At 69.8% G+C, this 15760-nt stretch carries 15 protein-coding genes and 1 tRNA gene; 7 read left to right on the top strand and 9 right to left on the bottom strand.

Annotated elements, in window-relative coordinates:
• The first annotated feature begins 6 nt into the window (after positions 1-6).
• The 3 genes from CP984_RS19760 (at position 7) to pknB (ending at position 5038) form a co-directional block, all read left to right on the top strand.
• Complete coding sequence (locus CP984_RS19760) at positions 7-1404, top strand: FtsW/RodA/SpoVE family cell cycle protein (protein WP_003978841.1); 1398 nt, start codon at positions 7-9, stop codon at positions 1402-1404.
• Complete coding sequence (locus CP984_RS19755; protein WP_003978842.1) at positions 1401-2870, top strand: peptidoglycan D,D-transpeptidase FtsI family protein; 1470 nt, start codon at positions 1401-1403, stop codon at positions 2868-2870. The genes CP984_RS19760 and CP984_RS19755 overlap by 4 nt, the downstream gene beginning before the upstream one ends.
• A 146-nt stretch (positions 2871-3016) precedes the next feature.
• Positions 3017-5038: a Stk1 family PASTA domain-containing Ser/Thr kinase gene (gene pknB, locus CP984_RS19745; protein ID WP_003978843.1), complete on the top strand. Its 2022-nt coding sequence runs from the start codon at positions 3017-3019 to the stop codon at positions 5036-5038.
• 117 nt (positions 5039-5155) lie between these two features.
• On the opposite strand, the gene CP984_RS19740 is transcribed toward pknB, so the two are convergent.
• The 6 genes from CP984_RS19740 to CP984_RS19720 form a co-directional block, all read right to left on the bottom strand.
• A complete protein-coding gene (locus tag CP984_RS19740) occupies positions 5156-5902 on the bottom strand; it encodes a class E sortase (protein WP_003978844.1) in 747 nt (248 codons plus the stop codon).
• A 25-nt stretch (positions 5903-5927) separates the two neighbouring features.
• Positions 5928-7421, bottom strand: coding sequence for a class E sortase (locus tag CP984_RS41325; protein WP_030178700.1), 1494 nt, complete (start codon positions 7419-7421; stop codon positions 5928-5930).
• Complete coding sequence (locus CP984_RS19730) at positions 7418-8068, bottom strand: aminodeoxychorismate/anthranilate synthase component II (RefSeq protein ID WP_003978846.1); 651 nt, start codon at positions 8066-8068, stop codon at positions 7418-7420. The genes CP984_RS41325 and CP984_RS19730 overlap by 4 nt, the downstream gene beginning before the upstream one ends.
• Positions 8065-8241, bottom strand: coding sequence for a hypothetical protein (locus CP984_RS41320; RefSeq protein WP_003978847.1), 177 nt, complete (start codon positions 8239-8241; stop codon positions 8065-8067). The genes CP984_RS19730 and CP984_RS41320 overlap by 4 nt, the downstream gene beginning before the upstream one ends.
• 93 nt (positions 8242-8334) lie before the next feature.
• Entirely contained in the window at positions 8335-9012 is a 678-nt protein-coding gene (locus tag CP984_RS19725) for a class E sortase (protein ID WP_003978848.1), read from the bottom strand.
• A 126-nt stretch (positions 9013-9138) separates the two neighbouring features.
• Positions 9139-9909 (bottom strand): DUF881 domain-containing protein, encoded by a 771-nt coding sequence (locus tag CP984_RS19720; RefSeq protein ID WP_003978849.1) that lies wholly within the window; start codon positions 9907-9909, stop codon positions 9139-9141.
• A 149-nt stretch (positions 9910-10058) separates the two neighbouring features.
• On the opposite strand from CP984_RS19720, the gene crgA reads away from it, so the two are divergent.
• Positions 10059-10316, top strand: coding sequence for a cell division protein CrgA (crgA, locus tag CP984_RS19715; RefSeq protein ID WP_003978850.1), 258 nt, complete (start codon positions 10059-10061; stop codon positions 10314-10316).
• A gap of 386 nt (positions 10317-10702) precedes the next feature.
• On the opposite strand, the gene CP984_RS19710 is transcribed toward crgA, so the two are convergent.
• Together CP984_RS19710 and CP984_RS19705 are read right to left on the bottom strand one after the other, a co-directional pair.
• Positions 10703-11614, bottom strand: coding sequence for a rhomboid family intramembrane serine protease (locus CP984_RS19710; protein ID WP_003978851.1), 912 nt, complete (start codon positions 11612-11614; stop codon positions 10703-10705).
• Between the two features lie 149 nt (positions 11615-11763).
• Positions 11764-12291 carry a peptidylprolyl isomerase gene (locus CP984_RS19705; protein WP_003978852.1) on the bottom strand — a complete coding sequence of 176 codons (528 nt, stop codon included), beginning with the start codon at positions 12289-12291 and terminating at the stop codon, positions 11764-11766.
• A 311-nt stretch (positions 12292-12602) separates the two neighbouring features.
• Here CP984_RS19705 and CP984_RS19700 point away from each other — a divergent pair, with 311 nt between their 5' ends.
• On the top strand, positions 12603-13310 hold the full coding sequence (locus CP984_RS19700; protein WP_003978853.1) for a DUF5324 family protein: 708 nt from the start codon (positions 12603-12605) through the stop codon (positions 13308-13310).
• 179 nt (positions 13311-13489) lie between these two features.
• On the opposite strand, the gene CP984_RS19695 is transcribed toward CP984_RS19700, so the two are convergent.
• Positions 13490-13562: transfer RNA gene (locus CP984_RS19695), tRNA-Ala, on the bottom strand.
• Positions 13563-13691: 129 nt separating this feature from the next.
• Between CP984_RS19695 and CP984_RS19690 the strand changes: the two genes are divergently transcribed.
• Positions 13692-14240 (top strand): helix-turn-helix domain-containing protein, encoded by a 549-nt coding sequence (locus tag CP984_RS19690; RefSeq protein ID WP_030178696.1) that lies wholly within the window; start codon positions 13692-13694, stop codon positions 14238-14240.
• Positions 14241-14323: 83 nt separating this feature from the next.
• A complete protein-coding gene (locus CP984_RS19685) occupies positions 14324-15760 on the top strand; it encodes a serine/threonine-protein kinase (RefSeq protein WP_003978854.1) in 1437 nt (478 codons plus the stop codon).

The raw sequence follows: 15760 nt of genomic DNA, 5'->3' as shown, positions 1-15760 counted from the left end.
GAACTGATGAGCAGTACCACCACCACGACCACCGTGGGCACCATCGGTGCCCCGAGCCGCCGCAACACCGAGCTGGCCATGCTCGTCTTCGCGGTGCTCATCCCGGTCTTCGCCTACATCAACGTGGGTCTGGCCAAGGAGGGCTCGGTCCCGGCCGGCATCCTGGGCTACTCCCTCGGTCTCGGCCTGCTGGCCGGCGTCACCCACCTCGTCGTACGCAAGTGGGCCCCGTACGCCGACCCGCTGATGCTGCCCATCGCGACCCTCCTGAACGGTCTCGGCCTGGTCTTCATCTGGCGTCTCGACCAGGAGCCGCAGATCACCACCAAGCAGCTCGGCGGTGCCCTGGCCCCCGGGCAGATGATGTGGTCGACGATCGGCGTCGCCCTGTTCCTCGGCGTCCTGATCTTCCTGAAGGACCACCGCGTCCTGCAGCGCTACACCTATATCTCGATGGTCGTCGCGCTGGTCCTGCTGATCGCGCCGATCTTCTTCCCGGCCAAGTTCGGCGCCCGCATCTGGATCACCATCCCCGGCGTCGGATCGCTGCAGCCCGGTGAGTTCGCCAAGATCGTCATCGCGATCTTCTTCGCGGGCTACCTCATGGTCAAACGCGACGCGCTCGCGCTGGCCAGCCGCCGCTTCATGGGCCTGTACCTGCCGCGCGGCCGCGACCTCGGCCCGATCCTGGTCATCTGGGCGCTCAGCCTGATGATCCTGGTCTTCGAGACCGACCTCGGTACCTCCCTGCTCTTCTTCGGCCTGTTCGTGGTCATGCTGTACGTGGCCACCGAACGCACCAGCTGGATCGTCTTCGGCCTGCTGCTCAGCGCCGGCGGCGCGGTCGCGGTGGCCACCTTCGAGTCGCATGTGCAGACCCGTGTGCACAACTGGCTCAACCCCCTGGAGCTGCTCAACGGCGGCGTCACCGAAACCGCCCAGGCCATGTACTCCTTCGGCTCCGGCGGCATCCTCGGCTCCGGCCTCGGCCAGGGCTACTCCCGCCTCATCGGCGGCATCGCGCCCAAGAGCGACTACATCCTCGCCACCGTCGGCGAGGAAGCCGGCCTCGCCGGTCTGATGGCGATCCTGCTGCTGTACGGCCTGCTCATCGAGCGCGGCATCCGTACGGCGCTGGCCGCCCGCGACCCGTTCGGCAAGCTGCTCGCCGTCGGCCTGTCCGGCGCCTTCGCCCTCCAGGTCTTCGTCGTCGCCGGCGGTGTCACCGGCCTGATCCCGCTGACCGGTATGACCATGCCCTTCCTCGCCCAGGGCGGCTCCTCCGTCATCGCGAACTGGGCCCTGGTCGCGCTCCTGCTGCGGATCAGCGACACCGCGCGCCGCCCCGCCCCGGCCCCCGCCCCCTCCACCGACGCCGAGATGACCCAGGTGGTCCGCCCGTGAACAAGCCTCTGCGCCGCGTCGCGATCTTCTGCGGCCTGCTGGTTCTCTCTCTGCTCATCCGCGTCAACTGGGTGCAGTTCGTCCAGGCCGACGAGCTGAAGAACGACACGAACAACCGCCGGGTGGCCATCGAGCGCTACAGCCAGCCGCGCGGCAACATCATCGTCGGCGGCCAGGCCATCACCGGCTCGACCACCAACGACAGCGGCGACTTCAAGTACAAGCGGACCTACAAGGACGGCCCGATGTGGGCGCCGGTCACCGGCTACGCGTCCCAGGCGTTCGGCTCCAACCAGCTGGAGAAGCTCAACGACAGCATCCTCTCCGGCACCGACGACAAGCTCTTCTTCAGCCGTACGGTCGACATGTTCACCGGCGAGAAGCAAAAGGGCGGCGACGTCGTCACCACCCTGAACCCCAAGGCGCAGAAGGCCGCCTACGACGGCCTGGGCAAGAGCAAGGGCGCGGTCGCCGCGATCAACCCGGAGACCGGCGCGATCCTCGCCCTGGCCAGCACCCCGTCGTACGACCCCTCCACCTTCGCCGGCATGTCCGACAAGGACGCCAAGGCGTACAACGCGCTGCTGAAGAAGAACAACCCGGACGACCCGATGCTCAACCGGGCCCTGCGCCAGACCTACCCGCCGGGCTCGACGTTCAAGGTCGTCACCGCCGCCGCCGCGCTGGAGAACGGCCTCTACACCGACATCAACGCCAAGACCGACTCCCCGCTGCCCTGGTACCTGCCGGACACCGCGCACCAGCCGCTGAACAACGAGGGCAACATCCCCTGCGAGAACGCCAGCCTCAAGGAAGCCCTGCGCTGGTCCTGCAACACCGTCTTCGGCAAGATCAGCGCCGACCTCGGCAACAAGAAGATGAAGGCCGAGGCGGAGAAGTTCGGCTACAACGACGCCAAGATCGACACCCCGGTGCGGGCCGCCGAGAGCGTCTACCCCACCGACAACCGGCCGCAGAACGCGATGGCCGGCATCGGCCAGGCGTCCAACCGCGCCACGCCGCTGCAGATGGCCATGATCACCTCGGCCATCGCCAACGGCGGCAAGCTGATGAAGCCGTACATGGTCGACAAGCTGGTCGCCCCCAACCTCAACGTCGTGCAGCAGCACACACCGGAGGCGATGAGCCAGCCGCTCAAGCCGGAGAACGCCCAAAAGCTCCAGGAGATGATGGAGGGCGTCGTCAAGAACGGCACCGGCACCAACGGCCAGATCGACGGCGTCACCGTCGGCGGCAAGACCGGTACCGCCCAGCACGGTGAGAACAACAAGGACAACCCGTACGCCTGGTTCATCTCCTACGCCAAGACCTCCAAGGGAACGCCGGTGGCCGTCGCCGTCGTGATCGAGGGCTCGGACACGCTCCGCGGCGACATTGCGGGCGGCAAGCTGGCCGCGCCCATCGCCAAGAAGGTCATGGAGGCGGTACTCGACGGCAACAAGTGACCCCGGTCACGCCAATACCGGTCGGATATCAGGTGCCGGTCGCGGCCGGGCCCCGCACGGCGTGCCGGGTACGGTATGCCCGAACAGCACACCGCCGGACCACACACGGGTGCGGTCGGGACTGACGGAGAGGGCTGGAGAAGCTTATGGAAGAGCCGCGTCGCCTCGGCGGCCGGTACGAGCTGGGCTCGGTGCTCGGCCGCGGCGGCATGGCCGAGGTCTACCTCGCCCATGACACCCGTCTGGGCCGCACCGTCGCCGTGAAGACACTGCGGGTGGACCTCGCCCGCGACCCGTCCTTCCAGGCCCGGTTCCGCCGTGAGGCCCAGTCGGCCGCCTCGCTGAACCACCCGTCGATCGTCGCGGTGTACGACACCGGCGAGGACTACGTCGACGGTGTCTCCATCCCGTACATCGTCATGGAGTACGTCGACGGCTCCACCCTGCGCGAACTGCTGCACTCCGGCCGCAAGCTGCTGCCCGAACGGTCCCTGGAGATGACCATCGGCGTGCTCCAGGCGCTGGAGTACTCCCACCGGGCCGGCATCGTCCACCGCGACATCAAGCCCGCCAACGTCATGCTGACCCGCACCGGCCAGGTGAAGGTCATGGACTTCGGCATCGCCCGCGCGATGGGCGACGCCGGTATGACGATGACGCAGACCGCCGCGGTCATCGGCACGGCGCAGTACCTCTCCCCCGAACAGGCCAAGGGCGAGCAGGTCGACGCCCGCTCGGACCTGTACTCGACCGGCTGTCTGCTCTACGAGCTGCTCACGGTCCGGCCGCCGTTCGTCGGCGACTCGCCGGTCGCCGTGGCCTACCAGCACGTACGCGAAGAGCCGCAGCCGCCGAGCAACTTCGACCCCGAGATCACGCCCGAGATGGACGCCATCGTCCTCAAGGCCCTGGTCAAGGACCCCGACTACCGCTACCAGTCGGCGGACGAGATGCGCGCCGACATCGAGGCGGCCCTCGACGGGCAGCCCGTCGCGGCCACCGCGGCCCTCGGCGCGGTCGGCTACGACCAGGACCAGCCGACGGCGATGCTGCGCCCGCAGGATCCGGCCGGCCAGACCTCGATGCTGCCGCCGATGAACCCGGACGACGGCGGTTACGGCTACGACGAGCGGCCCGACCGGCGCCGCGGCGGTGGCGGCCAGAAGAAGAAGCACACCTCGACGATCCTGCTGGTCGTCGCGGGCATCCTCGTACTGGCCGGTGCGATCTTCATCGGCAAGGCGATGTTCACCGGCCAGAACACCAATGACGACGTCAAGGTGCCGGAGCTGACCGGCAAGACCTTCGAGCAGGCCAAGGCGGCCGGCGACAACGGCGGCTTCAAGGTCACCAAGGGCGGCAGCACGCCCTGCGAGAACGCCGAGAAGGGCCAGGTCACCAAGCAGGACCCGGCCGCCGGCCAGACGGTCGGCAAGGACACCCCGGTGAAGGTGACGATGTGCACCGGACCGGAGAAGGTCACCATCCCCGACGTCACGGGCCTGACGTTCGACAAGGCGAAGGAAGACCTGAAGAACAAGGGCTTCGAGGACGTCCAGAAGACCGAGCGGGTCTCCGACCGCCCGGAGGGCACGGTCGTCGACCAGGACCCCAAGGGGCAGAGCGAGGGCACCAAGAAGTCCAAGATCACCCTGGTCGTGGCCAAGAAGTCGCCGACGACCACGGTGCCGCAGGTGACCGGCCAGGACTTCAACGCGGCGCAGAAGCAGCTCACGGACATCGGCTTCCAGGTCACCAAGAACGAGCAGGAGACCTCCGACCCCAACCAGGTCGGCAAGGTCATCTCGCAGTCGCCGAACGGCAACACGCAGGCCAGGCCCGGCTCGACGATCACCCTGACCGTCGGCAAGGCCGCCGAGCAGAAGACGGTGCCCGGCGTCGTCGGCCAGACCGTCAAGGACGCCAAGAAGGCGCTGCAGAGCGCCGGCTTCACGAACATCCAGTTCGCGAACGGCAGCTCGCAGGACGACAAGGCCCGCGTGGTCACCCAGGACCCGCAGCCGAACACCCCGTCCGACCCCGGCTCCACGACGGTGACACTCACCACGGTGGGCAGTTCCCCCAGCGGGGACGACGGCGGTGACGACGGAGGCATCTTCGGCGGCTTCGGCGGCCCGAACGGCTGGTGGGGCCGGCACAAGCACTGACCGGCGACCGCCGCCGCACGGGAAAGCCCCGGCACCCTTCGGAGGGGGCCGGGGCTTTGTCGTACGGTCCGGGCGCGGGGCCCGGGGCTTCGCCGTGCGGTGCGGCTCGCGCCGCCGTCAGCGCAGTTCCTTCGGCGGGGTGCGCTTGGCGTCGACCTTCTCGGTGCGCTCCAGCTCGCCCCAGACGATGTAGCGGTACGTGGAGGTGTAGACCGGCGTGCAGGTCGTCAGCGTGATGTAGCGGCCCGGCTTGCGCTTGCCGGACTCCTTGGGGACCTCGTCCAGGACGTCCACGTTGTACTTCGAGGTCTCGTCCAGCGACGCGTAGACCTTGTAGACGTACCAGGTGTCCTTGGACTCGAAGACGATCGCGTCGCCGTTCTTGAGCTTGTCGATGTTGTGGAACTTGGCGCCGTGGCCGTCGCGGTGCGCCGCGAGCGAGAAGTTGCCCTGCTTGTCCTGCGGCAGGGCCGACTTGACCGGCTCGGTGTAGTAGCCGGCCACGCCCTCGTTGAGGACATCGGAGTCGATGCCCTTCTTGACCAGCACCTCGCCGGTCTTCATCGCCGGGACGTGCAGGAAGCCGATGCCGTCCTTGGTGTCCAGCGCGCCCGGCCCCGTCGGCGTCTTCGCCCAGTTCTTGCGCACCGTGTCGCCCTGCTTGTGCGCCTCACGGTCGGCGAGGACGTTGGTCCACCACAGCGAGTAGACGACGAAGAGGGCCAGGATCAGCCCCGCCGTGATCAGCAGTTCGCCGATGACGCTGACGACGGCGGCGATCCGCCCGCGCAGCCGGCGCGGCGGCGCGGACGCCGGCTCCTCCGCCGCCGGGCCGGTCTCCTCGTCGTGTCCGGTGGCAGTCACCGCGTGGTACCCCTCTTACGTTCGCTCAGCTGACGAGCGCATCCGGCTTGCCCTTGCTCCGCGGCCGCTCCTCGACCATCTTGCCCCAGACGATCATCCGGTAGGTACTGGTGAATTCCGGGGTGCAGGTCGTGAGCGTGAGGTAGCGGCCGGGGCCGGTGAACCCGGAGCCCTTCGGCACCGGGCCGATCACACCGATGTTCCGCGGCGAGGTCTGCGGGAGGATGCTCTCCATCGCGTACGTGTAGTACGTGCTGCGCGTCTCGACGACGATCTTGTCGCCCTTGGTGAGCCGGTTGATGTAGCGGAACGGCTCACCGTGGGTGTTGCGGTGCCCGGCCACCGCGAAGTTGCCCTGCTTGTCCCAGGGCATCGCCGTCTTCACGCTGTTCTTGTCGTAGTGGCCGACCATGCCGCGGTCCAGCACCGCGGGCTTGCTGATGCCCTCCGCGATCGGGACCTTCACGTCCAGCTTGGGGATATACATGATCGCGAAGCCCTGGCCCGGCGTGAAGGCGTCCGGCTTGCGGTCCTCGCCGCCCTCGTCCCACTCGTGCTCCAGGCTGCTGGCGGTACCGCCCGCCTGCTGCTGCGCCCGGACGTTCGTCCACCACAGCTGGTAGGTGACAAAGAGCAGCATCAACACGCCGAGGGTGATGAACACTTCGCCCACGACACGGCTGGCGATGACCCCGGGGCTCTCCTTGCGTGCCCGCTCGGCCCGCCGGGCCTCCAGCCGCGACATGGGCGCGGAGGACGCCTCAGCGCCCGAGGAGGCCGCGGTGACGGCATCCGCCGGGGAACCACGCCGTCCCCGCCTGTGGCCGCGTTTGGCGGCCTCCTGGGCGGCTTTACGGCGGGCGGCGCGGCCACCGGTCGCCGACGGAGTGACGGGCGATGCGTCGGTTTCACGTGAAACAACGTCCGGCTCGCCCCGGTCGCCGCCTTCCTCGGCCTGACGGAGCGCCATGGTTTCGGCGTCGGGTATCGGGGCGTACGGACCGGGCTGCCGGGGCTGCTCCACGTCCGGCCCGGCTTGCCCGACGTACGGGCCGACCTGTTCGACGTAGGGACGGGCGGGGTCCTCGTACGGGTGGGCCGGGTCTTCGTACGTACGGGCCGGCTCCTCGTACGAACTGGGCTGCGCCACCGCCGGGGCCTGGGGCTGAGCCTCAGCCGGGGCCTGGGCCTGAGGCTCGGGGACCGTCGCCTGGGGCTGCGCCGCGGCCTGGCGCGGGCGGAACCACGGCGAGCCGCTGCCCGCCGAAGCGGAGCGCGGCGGGGAGGGCACGGCATCCGGGCCGGTGCCCGGCCGACCGGGTCCGGGCCCGGAGTTCTGCGCGCTCCGGTCGGCGTCCGGTCGCGGCTGCGCCGCCGGCGCAGACCCCGGCAGCGGGTCCATCAGCGGGTCGGCCAGCTGCCCCACGGCCGCCTCGAACGCCTCCCGGTCGTTCCTACCGTCGGCGTCGCGCGACGGGCCGTAGGACCTCCCCTCGCGTTCAGGGCGGAGGTCAGTCACGCGCCGACCTTGCCGACCACCGGGGCGAGCCCCGCCGAGCGCTCCACCGCACCGGGATCGCCGCACTCCGCCAGCCAGTTGGCGAGCATCCGGTGGCCCCATTCCGTCAGTACCGACTCGGGGTGGAACTGGACGCCTTCCACCGGCAGTTCCCGGTGCCGCAGCCCCATCGCCACGCCCGTCTCGGCGTCGTCGCCGGTCCAGGCGGTGACCACCATCTCGTCGGGAACGGTTCCGGGCTGCACGGCCAGGGAGTGGTAGCGGGTGGCCGTGAAGGGGGTGGGCAGGCCCTTGAAGACGCCCGCGCCCTCGTGGGAGACCAGGGACGTCTTGCCGTGCAGCAGCTCGGGGGCGCGGCCCACGACACCGCCGTACGCGACCGCCATCGACTGCAGCCCGAGGCAGACGCCGAAGACCGGCACGCCCGTGTCGGCGCAGTGCCGGACCATATCTACACAGACACCGGCCTGCTCGGGGGCGCCGGGTCCGGGTGAGAGCAGCACGCCGTCGAAATCGTCCTGGGCGTGCCGCAGCTCCACCTCGTCGTTGCGCAGCACCTCGCACTCGGCCCCGAGTTGGTAGAGGTACTGGACGAGGTTGAAGACGAAGCTGTCGTAGTTGTCGACGACGAGAATCCGTGCGGTCATCGGACGGCGCCCATCCCTCGGTCGACGGTGACATCGTTGAACGGGAGCAGCGGCTCCGCCCACGGGAAGATGTACTGGAAGAGCACGTAGACGATCGCCAGCACGAGCACGAGTGAAATCAACGCCTTCACCCATGCGTTGCCCGGCAGATGCCGCCAGATCCAGCCGTACATGCTGTCGCTGTCCCTACTCGCCGATGACGATGACCGTGCCGATCGATCCCGATCGCCCCACCAGACTAAAGGGCGAGGGCTCGGACCGGGGGCTCAGCCGGACAAAGCCGACGGCCTTCCACGCTCCACGGGTTGGGTGGAATCCAGGTGCGCCCAGGCGATCAGCCGGTGGCTGTGGCCCCACTCCGGCTCGCAGGTCGTCAGCGTGAGATAGCGACCCGGGCCGTTGTATCCCGATTTGCGCGGTACGGGGTCGATGACGCCGATGTCGGTGGGCAGCGTCCGGTACGGGCGCCGGTCGATCCGGTAGGTGAACCACGTCGTGCCGTCCGTGAGGACCACCGCGTCCCCCGGCCGCAGCCGCGGGAAGTCCTTGAAGGGGTCACCGTAGGTACGGCGGTGCCCGGCGACCGCGAAGTTGCCCGTCTCACCGAGCCGCGCGGTGCGCTCGTAGTGCCCGAGGCCCTTCTTGAGGACGTCCACCGCGGTGCCCTCCAGCACCGGCTTGCTCCAGTCGGCTCCGAAGCGGGGGATGTACATCACGGCGAAGGACTTGCCGTTCTCGTACGGCGGCTGCTTCCCGGGCCCGCCCGGCTGCCCGGCGGCGACCGGACCGGTCGACCACTGGTCCTGGAGCTTGCCGATCTCGCCGTCCATCGCGCTGTCGGCCCGTACTCCCGTCCAGAACAGGACGTAGACCACGAAGAGCACGATCAGCGTGCCGACGGTGACGCACACCTCGCTGACCGTCCGCACGACCAACCGCGCCACCCCGCCGGGCCGCCTCCCCGCCCCCGGCCGTCCTCGCCCCCCGGACCGCGCCGCAGCGCCGGACCGTACCGTCATCCCGGACCGCCCCCTCCCCGGCCGCCGGCGCCGGTGCGGGCGGCCGGCGGATCACGGCTTCACAGGCTGTGCGTAGTGGAGATCCACTGTGCCGGAGTAGCCGGGCAGAGTCACCGCCTCCTGCTGCTCGACTTTCCAGCCGAGGCCGTAGGCGTTCACGTACTGGAGGTAGTTCTGGATGGCCGGGGAGGCGGTCAGCGCCCGGTTCAGCTTGTCGCGGTCGCCCACGGCGGTGACCTTGTACGGCGGCGAGTAGACGCGGCCCTGGAGGATCAGCGTGTTGCCGACGCAGCGCACCGCGCTGGTGGAGATCAGCCGCTGGTCCATGACCCGGATGCCCTGGGCCCCGCCCTGCCACAGGGCGTTGACCACGGCCTGGAGGTCCTGCTGATGGATGACCAGGTCGTTGGGCTGTGGCTCCGGCACGCCGGGGATCTTGGCGGTGGCGTTCGGCGGCGCGTCGGTGAGAGTGACGGTCAGCCCCTGGCCCGCGACCGGCTTGGTGCCCGCGTTCTTCTCCAACGCCGCCAGCTTGGCGTCCTCGGCCTGCGTGCTGCCGCTGTCCTGGTGCGCGAGGGTGTCCACCTCGTCGCGCAGCGCGGCGTTGCGCTCGTCGTGGGCGCCGTTCTTGTGGCTGCGTTCCTGGATGAGGTCGGACAGGCGCAGCATCGAGTCGTCCGAGCGCAGGTCCGTGCCGCGCGCGGTGTCGAAGCTCAGCCAGAAGATCAGCCCGGCCAGTGCGAAGACCGCCAGCGTCAGCAGACGCACCGGCCGCAGACGGCGGCGCGACGGGCGGCCGGGGGAGTCAGCGGAAGTGCTCAACGTACCCTTGCTCCTTACGACGCCGCGGAAGCACTACGCTAACGGACGCCCGGGGAGGGAAAACGCTCCCCGTCACCTCCCGCTTGGCCCGTAAGCAGCATCCTCCGCCCCCAGTGCGGTCACGCAGAGCATCGACAGGAGAGTTCCTCGTGCCGAAGTCACGGATCCGCAAGAAGGACGACTTCACGCCGCCGCCGGCGAAGCAGACGACCAATCTGCGCATGAGTTCGGGCCGGGGCTGGGTGGCTCCGGTGATGCTCGCACTGTTCCTGATCGGTCTGGTGTGGATCGTGCTCTTCTATGTGACCGGGGGCGATCTGCCCGTGAAGGCCATGGGCAACTGGAACATCGTGTGCGGCTTCGGCTTCATCGCGCTGGGCTTCGGCGTGTCCACTCAGTGGAAGTAGCGGGGACGAGCACCGTCATCGGGGCCGGCCGGTAGCGCGGTCCCGACCGGGCCACCGGGCCGTCGTCCGGCCCGGTGCGCCGGCCGCCTGCGCGCCTTCCGCCCACCGCTTCGGCGCAAGCCCTGCCCAAGGCCATCCACACGGTTATCCACAGCCGGGGAAAACTTCAGAAGATCTGTGGATAACTTCCCGGCCGTTGACGCCGGTGTGACTGGTGGCCCGCACACGCGGCCACCGTCCCACCCGGTTCTTCCTGGGGAAACGCATATCCGCACGGTCCGTGAGCGGCCTTTTCCCCTAGGTGCACAAGATCCGGCGCACTCTGTGGACAACCCGCCGTACCCAGGGCTCTTCACAGGCCGGAACCGGACGGCGGCACGCCGTGCTCAGCCCATGAGCTGGCCGGTGCGCACCCACACCACCGCGACGATCACCAGGAACGCCACCGCACACGTCGCGCCCTGTACGAGCGCCCGCCGCGCACGCGGCGCGTGCACCATTCCGTACGTCACCGCGGCGCCCATGACCAGGCCGCCGACGTGCGCCTGCCACGCGATGTCGGGCCAGGCGAAGGTGAAGACCAGGTTGAGCGCGAGCAGGATCAGCACCGGCCGCATGTCGTAGTTCAGGCGGCGCATCAGTATGACCGTCGCGCCCAGCAGCCCGAAGATCGCGCCGGAGGCCCCCAGCGACGGCTGGTTCTGCGCGGCGAGCAGATACGACAGCGCGCTGCCGCCGAGCCCGGAGAGCAGATAGAGCGCCAGGAAGCGGACCCGGCCGAAGGCCGCCTCCAGCGGCGGGCCCAGCCACCAGAGGGACAGCATGTTGAAGATGATGTGCATCGGGGCCTGGTGGAGGAAGACCGCGGTCAGCAGGCGGTACCACTCGCCTTCGGCGACGCCGATGAACTGCAGGTCCTCCCGGGTGAAGGCCCCGCCGATCAGCTCCAGGTCCTGCACCAGGCCGTCGCCCACCGCCAGCACCGCGATGAACACCGCGACGTTGATGCCGAGCAGGATCTTGGTGACCAGCCGGGTGTCCGCGGTCAGCGCGCCGCCGGCGACGGTCCGGGGCGCGGTGGCCTGCGCCGTACGGCCCGTACCGCTGCCGTCGCGTACGCACTCGGGGCACTGGAATCCGACCGATGCACTGACCATGCACTCGGGGCAGATAGGCCGCTCACAGCGCGTACACGTGATGCCCGTCGTACGGTCCGGGTGGCGGTAGCAGCCGGGCGGCGCGGCGTCGCCCTGCCGCGCGTCCCGCGGCTCCTGCGGGCTGCCTGGCACCTGGTCCATGGTCCCCTCGGTCCCTCGTCACGATCCGTGCGGACGTCCGCACGAACGAAGTGCGCGCCCCACCCGATCTACGACCGGGCGGGGCGCAATGGTTCCCGCACACCGTCAGCCGCGCGCACCTGGGTACGCGCGGGGCGGGGTGCCGCGCGTCAGCGGCTCTCGACGACGACCGACTCGATCACGACGTCGTTGACCGGACGGTCCGTACGCGGGTTGGTCTGGGTCGCCGCGATGGCGTCCACGACCTTCTTGCTCGCGTCGTTGGTGACCTCGCCGAAGATGGTGTGCTTGCCGGTCAGCCAGGTGGTCGGGGAGACCGTGATGAAGAACTGCGAGCCGTTGGTGCCCGGTCCCGCGTTGGCCATGGCGAGCAGGTACGGCTTGTTGAACGACAGGTCCGGGTGGAACTCGTCCGCGAACTCGTACCCGGGGCCGCCAGTGCCGTTGCCCAGCGGGTCGCCGCCCTGGATCATGAAGCCGCTGATCACCCGGTGGAAGACCGTGCCGTCGTACAGCTTGTCCGTGGTCGTCTTGCCGGTCTGCGGGTGGGTCCACTCGCGCTCGCCCTGGGCGAGCTCCACGAAGTTCTTCACCGTCTTCGGCGCGTGGTTCGGCAGGAGCCGAATCTCGATGTCGCCCTGATTGGTCTTCAGGGTGGCGTAGAGCTGTTCAGCCACGATCTACCTTCCATAAGTCTGCACTGACGAGTCCCGATCCTCGCACGGACACCCGCCCGGCACCCGGACACCGGCCCACGTTCCCGCGTCTCTTTCGGTCACCAGTACCCGCCGAACCGGCGCACGGACCGGCAAAGCGTGGCATTGTCATCACAAGGCTCCGTAAGGTCCCCAATGACCCGGATGCCCGCTCGCACATGCCGTGTGGTGCATGTGCAGGCATGATCTTGAACTGGGTGGACAGGCGACACAGCAGACATTGGGGAACAACCCCCGAGCCCCCCGGACACGCCACCGAGGAGGAGGATCCCGTGACCCGCAAGGACAGCGTGCGCGCGGCGACCAGTTCGGCCAAGGACAGCGTGCGGCACGCGGCGGAGGTGGTGGCTCCGTATGCCGGTACGGCCAAGGACACCGCCGCGCACTACGCGCACGAGGCCCGTACGCGACTGGCACCCAAGGTGGCCGAGGCCGCTCACCAGGCACGCAGCCAGTACGACGCCCATGTGCAGCCCCGCCTGGAGCACGCCCGTGGCGCTCTGCCGCCGAAGGTCGACAAGGCCGCGAGCAAGGCCGCCGTACGCACCCGCAAGGCCGCGCGCCAGGCCGCCGACTACACGGCGCCGCGCGTGGAGCACGCCGTGCAGAGCGCGCGGGCCGCCGCCGAGCCGGTCCGCGACCAGGCCGTGGCCCGCGGCACCGCCGCACTCGCCGCCCTGCGCGGCCAGGTCTCGGCCAAGGAGATCGAGAAGATCGTCAAGAAGCACAATCGCCGTCGTCGCGCCGGCAAGGCCGCCAAGCGCCTCGCCATCGTCGGTCTCCTCGCGGGCGGCGCCTTCGCCGCCTGGAAGTGGTGGGACAAGCAGGCCAACCCGGACTGGCTGGTCGAGCCCCCGGCCGCCACCGAGGTCAACGAACGCACCACTTTGACCGCCGTCGACGCCGCCGTCCTGGACCCGGAGGTCCAGGCCAAGCAGGCCGAGGCCGAAGCCGAGGACCCCAAGGGCCCCACGCCCTGACCCCTCGGTACCACCAGCAAGAGTCCGGGCCGTGCCGCAGTCCTTCCGGGGCCTGCGGCACGGCCCGTTCGCGCCGACTTCCTGCGCTGAGGTCCCGCGCCGCACCCGGCGCCCCCTGCCCGCGCCGCACGCAAAAACCCCTCCGGCCGCGTTCCCGCAGGCCAGAGGGGTTTGACGAGTGGAGCCTAGGGGAGTCGAACCCCTGACATCTGCCATGCAAAGACAGCGCTCTACCAACTGAGCTAAGGCCCCGTCGCGAACCAGGGTACCCGGTGCCCACGAGGTTTCCCGACCGGGTATCGCCGCGCGCAGGTGCTCTCCGTAGGATGCTCCGCGAGATTCGCGGCAGCGAAGCGCGATCGGGGAGACAGGGGAGACGCCATGGACGCAGCACAGCAAGAAGCCACCGCGCGTGCTCGGGAGCTGCAGCGGAGCTGGTACGGGGAGCCTCTTGGGGCGCTGTTCCGCCGTCTCATCGACGATCTCGGTCTCAACCAGGCGCGCCTGGCGTCCGTACTGGGACTGTCCGCGCCCATGCTGTCCCAGCTGATGAGCGGACAGCGGGCGAAGATCGGCAACCCGGCCGTCGTCCAGCGCGTCCAGGCGCTCCAGGAACTGGCCGGACAGGTCGCGGACGGCAGCGTCAGCGCCGCCGAGGCCACCGACCGGATGGAAGAGATCAAGAAGACCGCGGGCGGCTCGGTGCTGAACAACACCGCGCAGACCGCCACCTCCACGGGGGCGACGACCGTACGGCGCGTGGTCCGCGAGATCCAGTCGCTGCTGCGCTCGGTCTCGGCCGCCGGCGACATCATCGACGCCGCGAACACCCTCGCCCCCACCCACCCCGAACTGGCAGAGTTCCTCCGGGTCTACGGGGCGGGACGCACCGCCGACGCGGTCTCCCACTACGAGGCGCACCAGAGTTAGCCGGCGGGCAGCCGGAGCGGCGCACGCGGCGCCCTCCGGGAGGAGCCGGGCAGTTCGGTGGTTCGATACGCGGACGGGACGCAATGGGTGAGGTCTTCGCCGGTCGGTACGAGCTGATCGACCCGATCGGGCGGGGCGGCGTGGGCGCCGTCTGGCGCGCCTGGGACCAGCGGCGCCGCCGCTATGTGGCGGCCAAGGTGCTGCAGCAGAGCGACGCGCACACGCTGCTGCGCTTCGTACGCGAACAGGCCGTACGGATCGACCACCCGCATGTGCTCGCCCCCGCGAGCTGGGCCGCCGACGACGACAAGGTCCTGTTCACCATGGACCTCGTGCACGGCGGTTCGCTGGCCCATCTGGTGGGCGACTACGGGCCGCTGCCGCCGCGCCTGGTGTGCGTCCTGCTCGACCAGCTGCTGTCCGGCCTGACCGCGGTCCACGCGGAAGGGATCGTGCACCGCGACATCAAACCCGCGAACGTCCTCCTGGAGGCCACCGGCACCGGCCGCCCCCACGTACGGCTGTCGGACTTCGGCATCTCGATGCGTAAGGGCGAGCCGCGGCTGACCGACGCCAACTACGTGGTGGGTACGCCCGGTTACTTCGCGCCGGAGCAGATGCTGGGTGCCGAACCCGACTTCCCCGGCGATCTCTTCGCGGTCGGCCTGGTCGCGGTGCACCTGCTGACCGGCTCCAAGCCGGACACCCAGGGGCTGGTCGAGCACTTCGCGCAGTACGGGACGCCGGACGCGCCCGAAGGCATCGCGGAGCCGCTGTGGCAGGTACTGGCGAACCTGTTGCAGCCGGACCCGGACCTGCGCTTCAAGACGGCTGCCGGGGCACGCAAAGCGCTGCTCGCGGCGGCCGAACTGCTTCCGGAAGCGACGATCGAGGACGAGATCGTCGAGGTTTTCGACCACATCGGACCGCTGCCTGCGGGGTTCGGGCCGGATGGGCCGTTGCGGGCGGAGGGGGCGGGAGCGGGGGGCGATCCTCGTGCGGGGGCGGATCCTCGCGTAGGGGCGGATTCGGGTGCGGATGCGGACCCGCCTGCGGGTTTGGGGGCTGATACGGGTACGGGTGCGAACGCGCCGGAAGAGACGCCTCCGGTTCCGGCCGCCCCGGCGCGGAGTGGCACCGTATCGCCCCCACTTCCCTCCGTACCGCCCTTCCCCTCGACGCCACCACCACCGCCCGCGACGAACACGTCCGACAGCGGCGACTTCCCCCTCGCGCCACCGTCCACGGGCCTGCCCGCGCCACAACACCCCATCCCACAACACCCCACCGGCCAGGCGCCGATCCCGCAGAGCCCCTCAGCCCAGCCGAACTCCCAGCCCACCCGCCCCTACACCCCCGACCAGCCGCAGCCCCTGCCGCCCGTCGGCCGCACCCCGGCCCCCCGGCACCGGGCCCTGCCACAGCAGCGGCCCGGACCGCCGCCGAAGGTCGCCGTACCGGTAATCGTCGTAGCGCTACTGTGCATCGCGGTCGGTGTCTGGGCGTTGTCCGTCAGCTGA

It is taken from the genome of Streptomyces rimosus (genome assembly GCF_008704655.1).
Taxonomy (GTDB): domain Bacteria; phylum Actinomycetota; class Actinomycetes; order Streptomycetales; family Streptomycetaceae; genus Streptomyces; species Streptomyces rimosus.
Note: the sequence above shows the minus strand (reverse complement) of the source record. Positions and strands in the feature narration are given on the sequence as shown.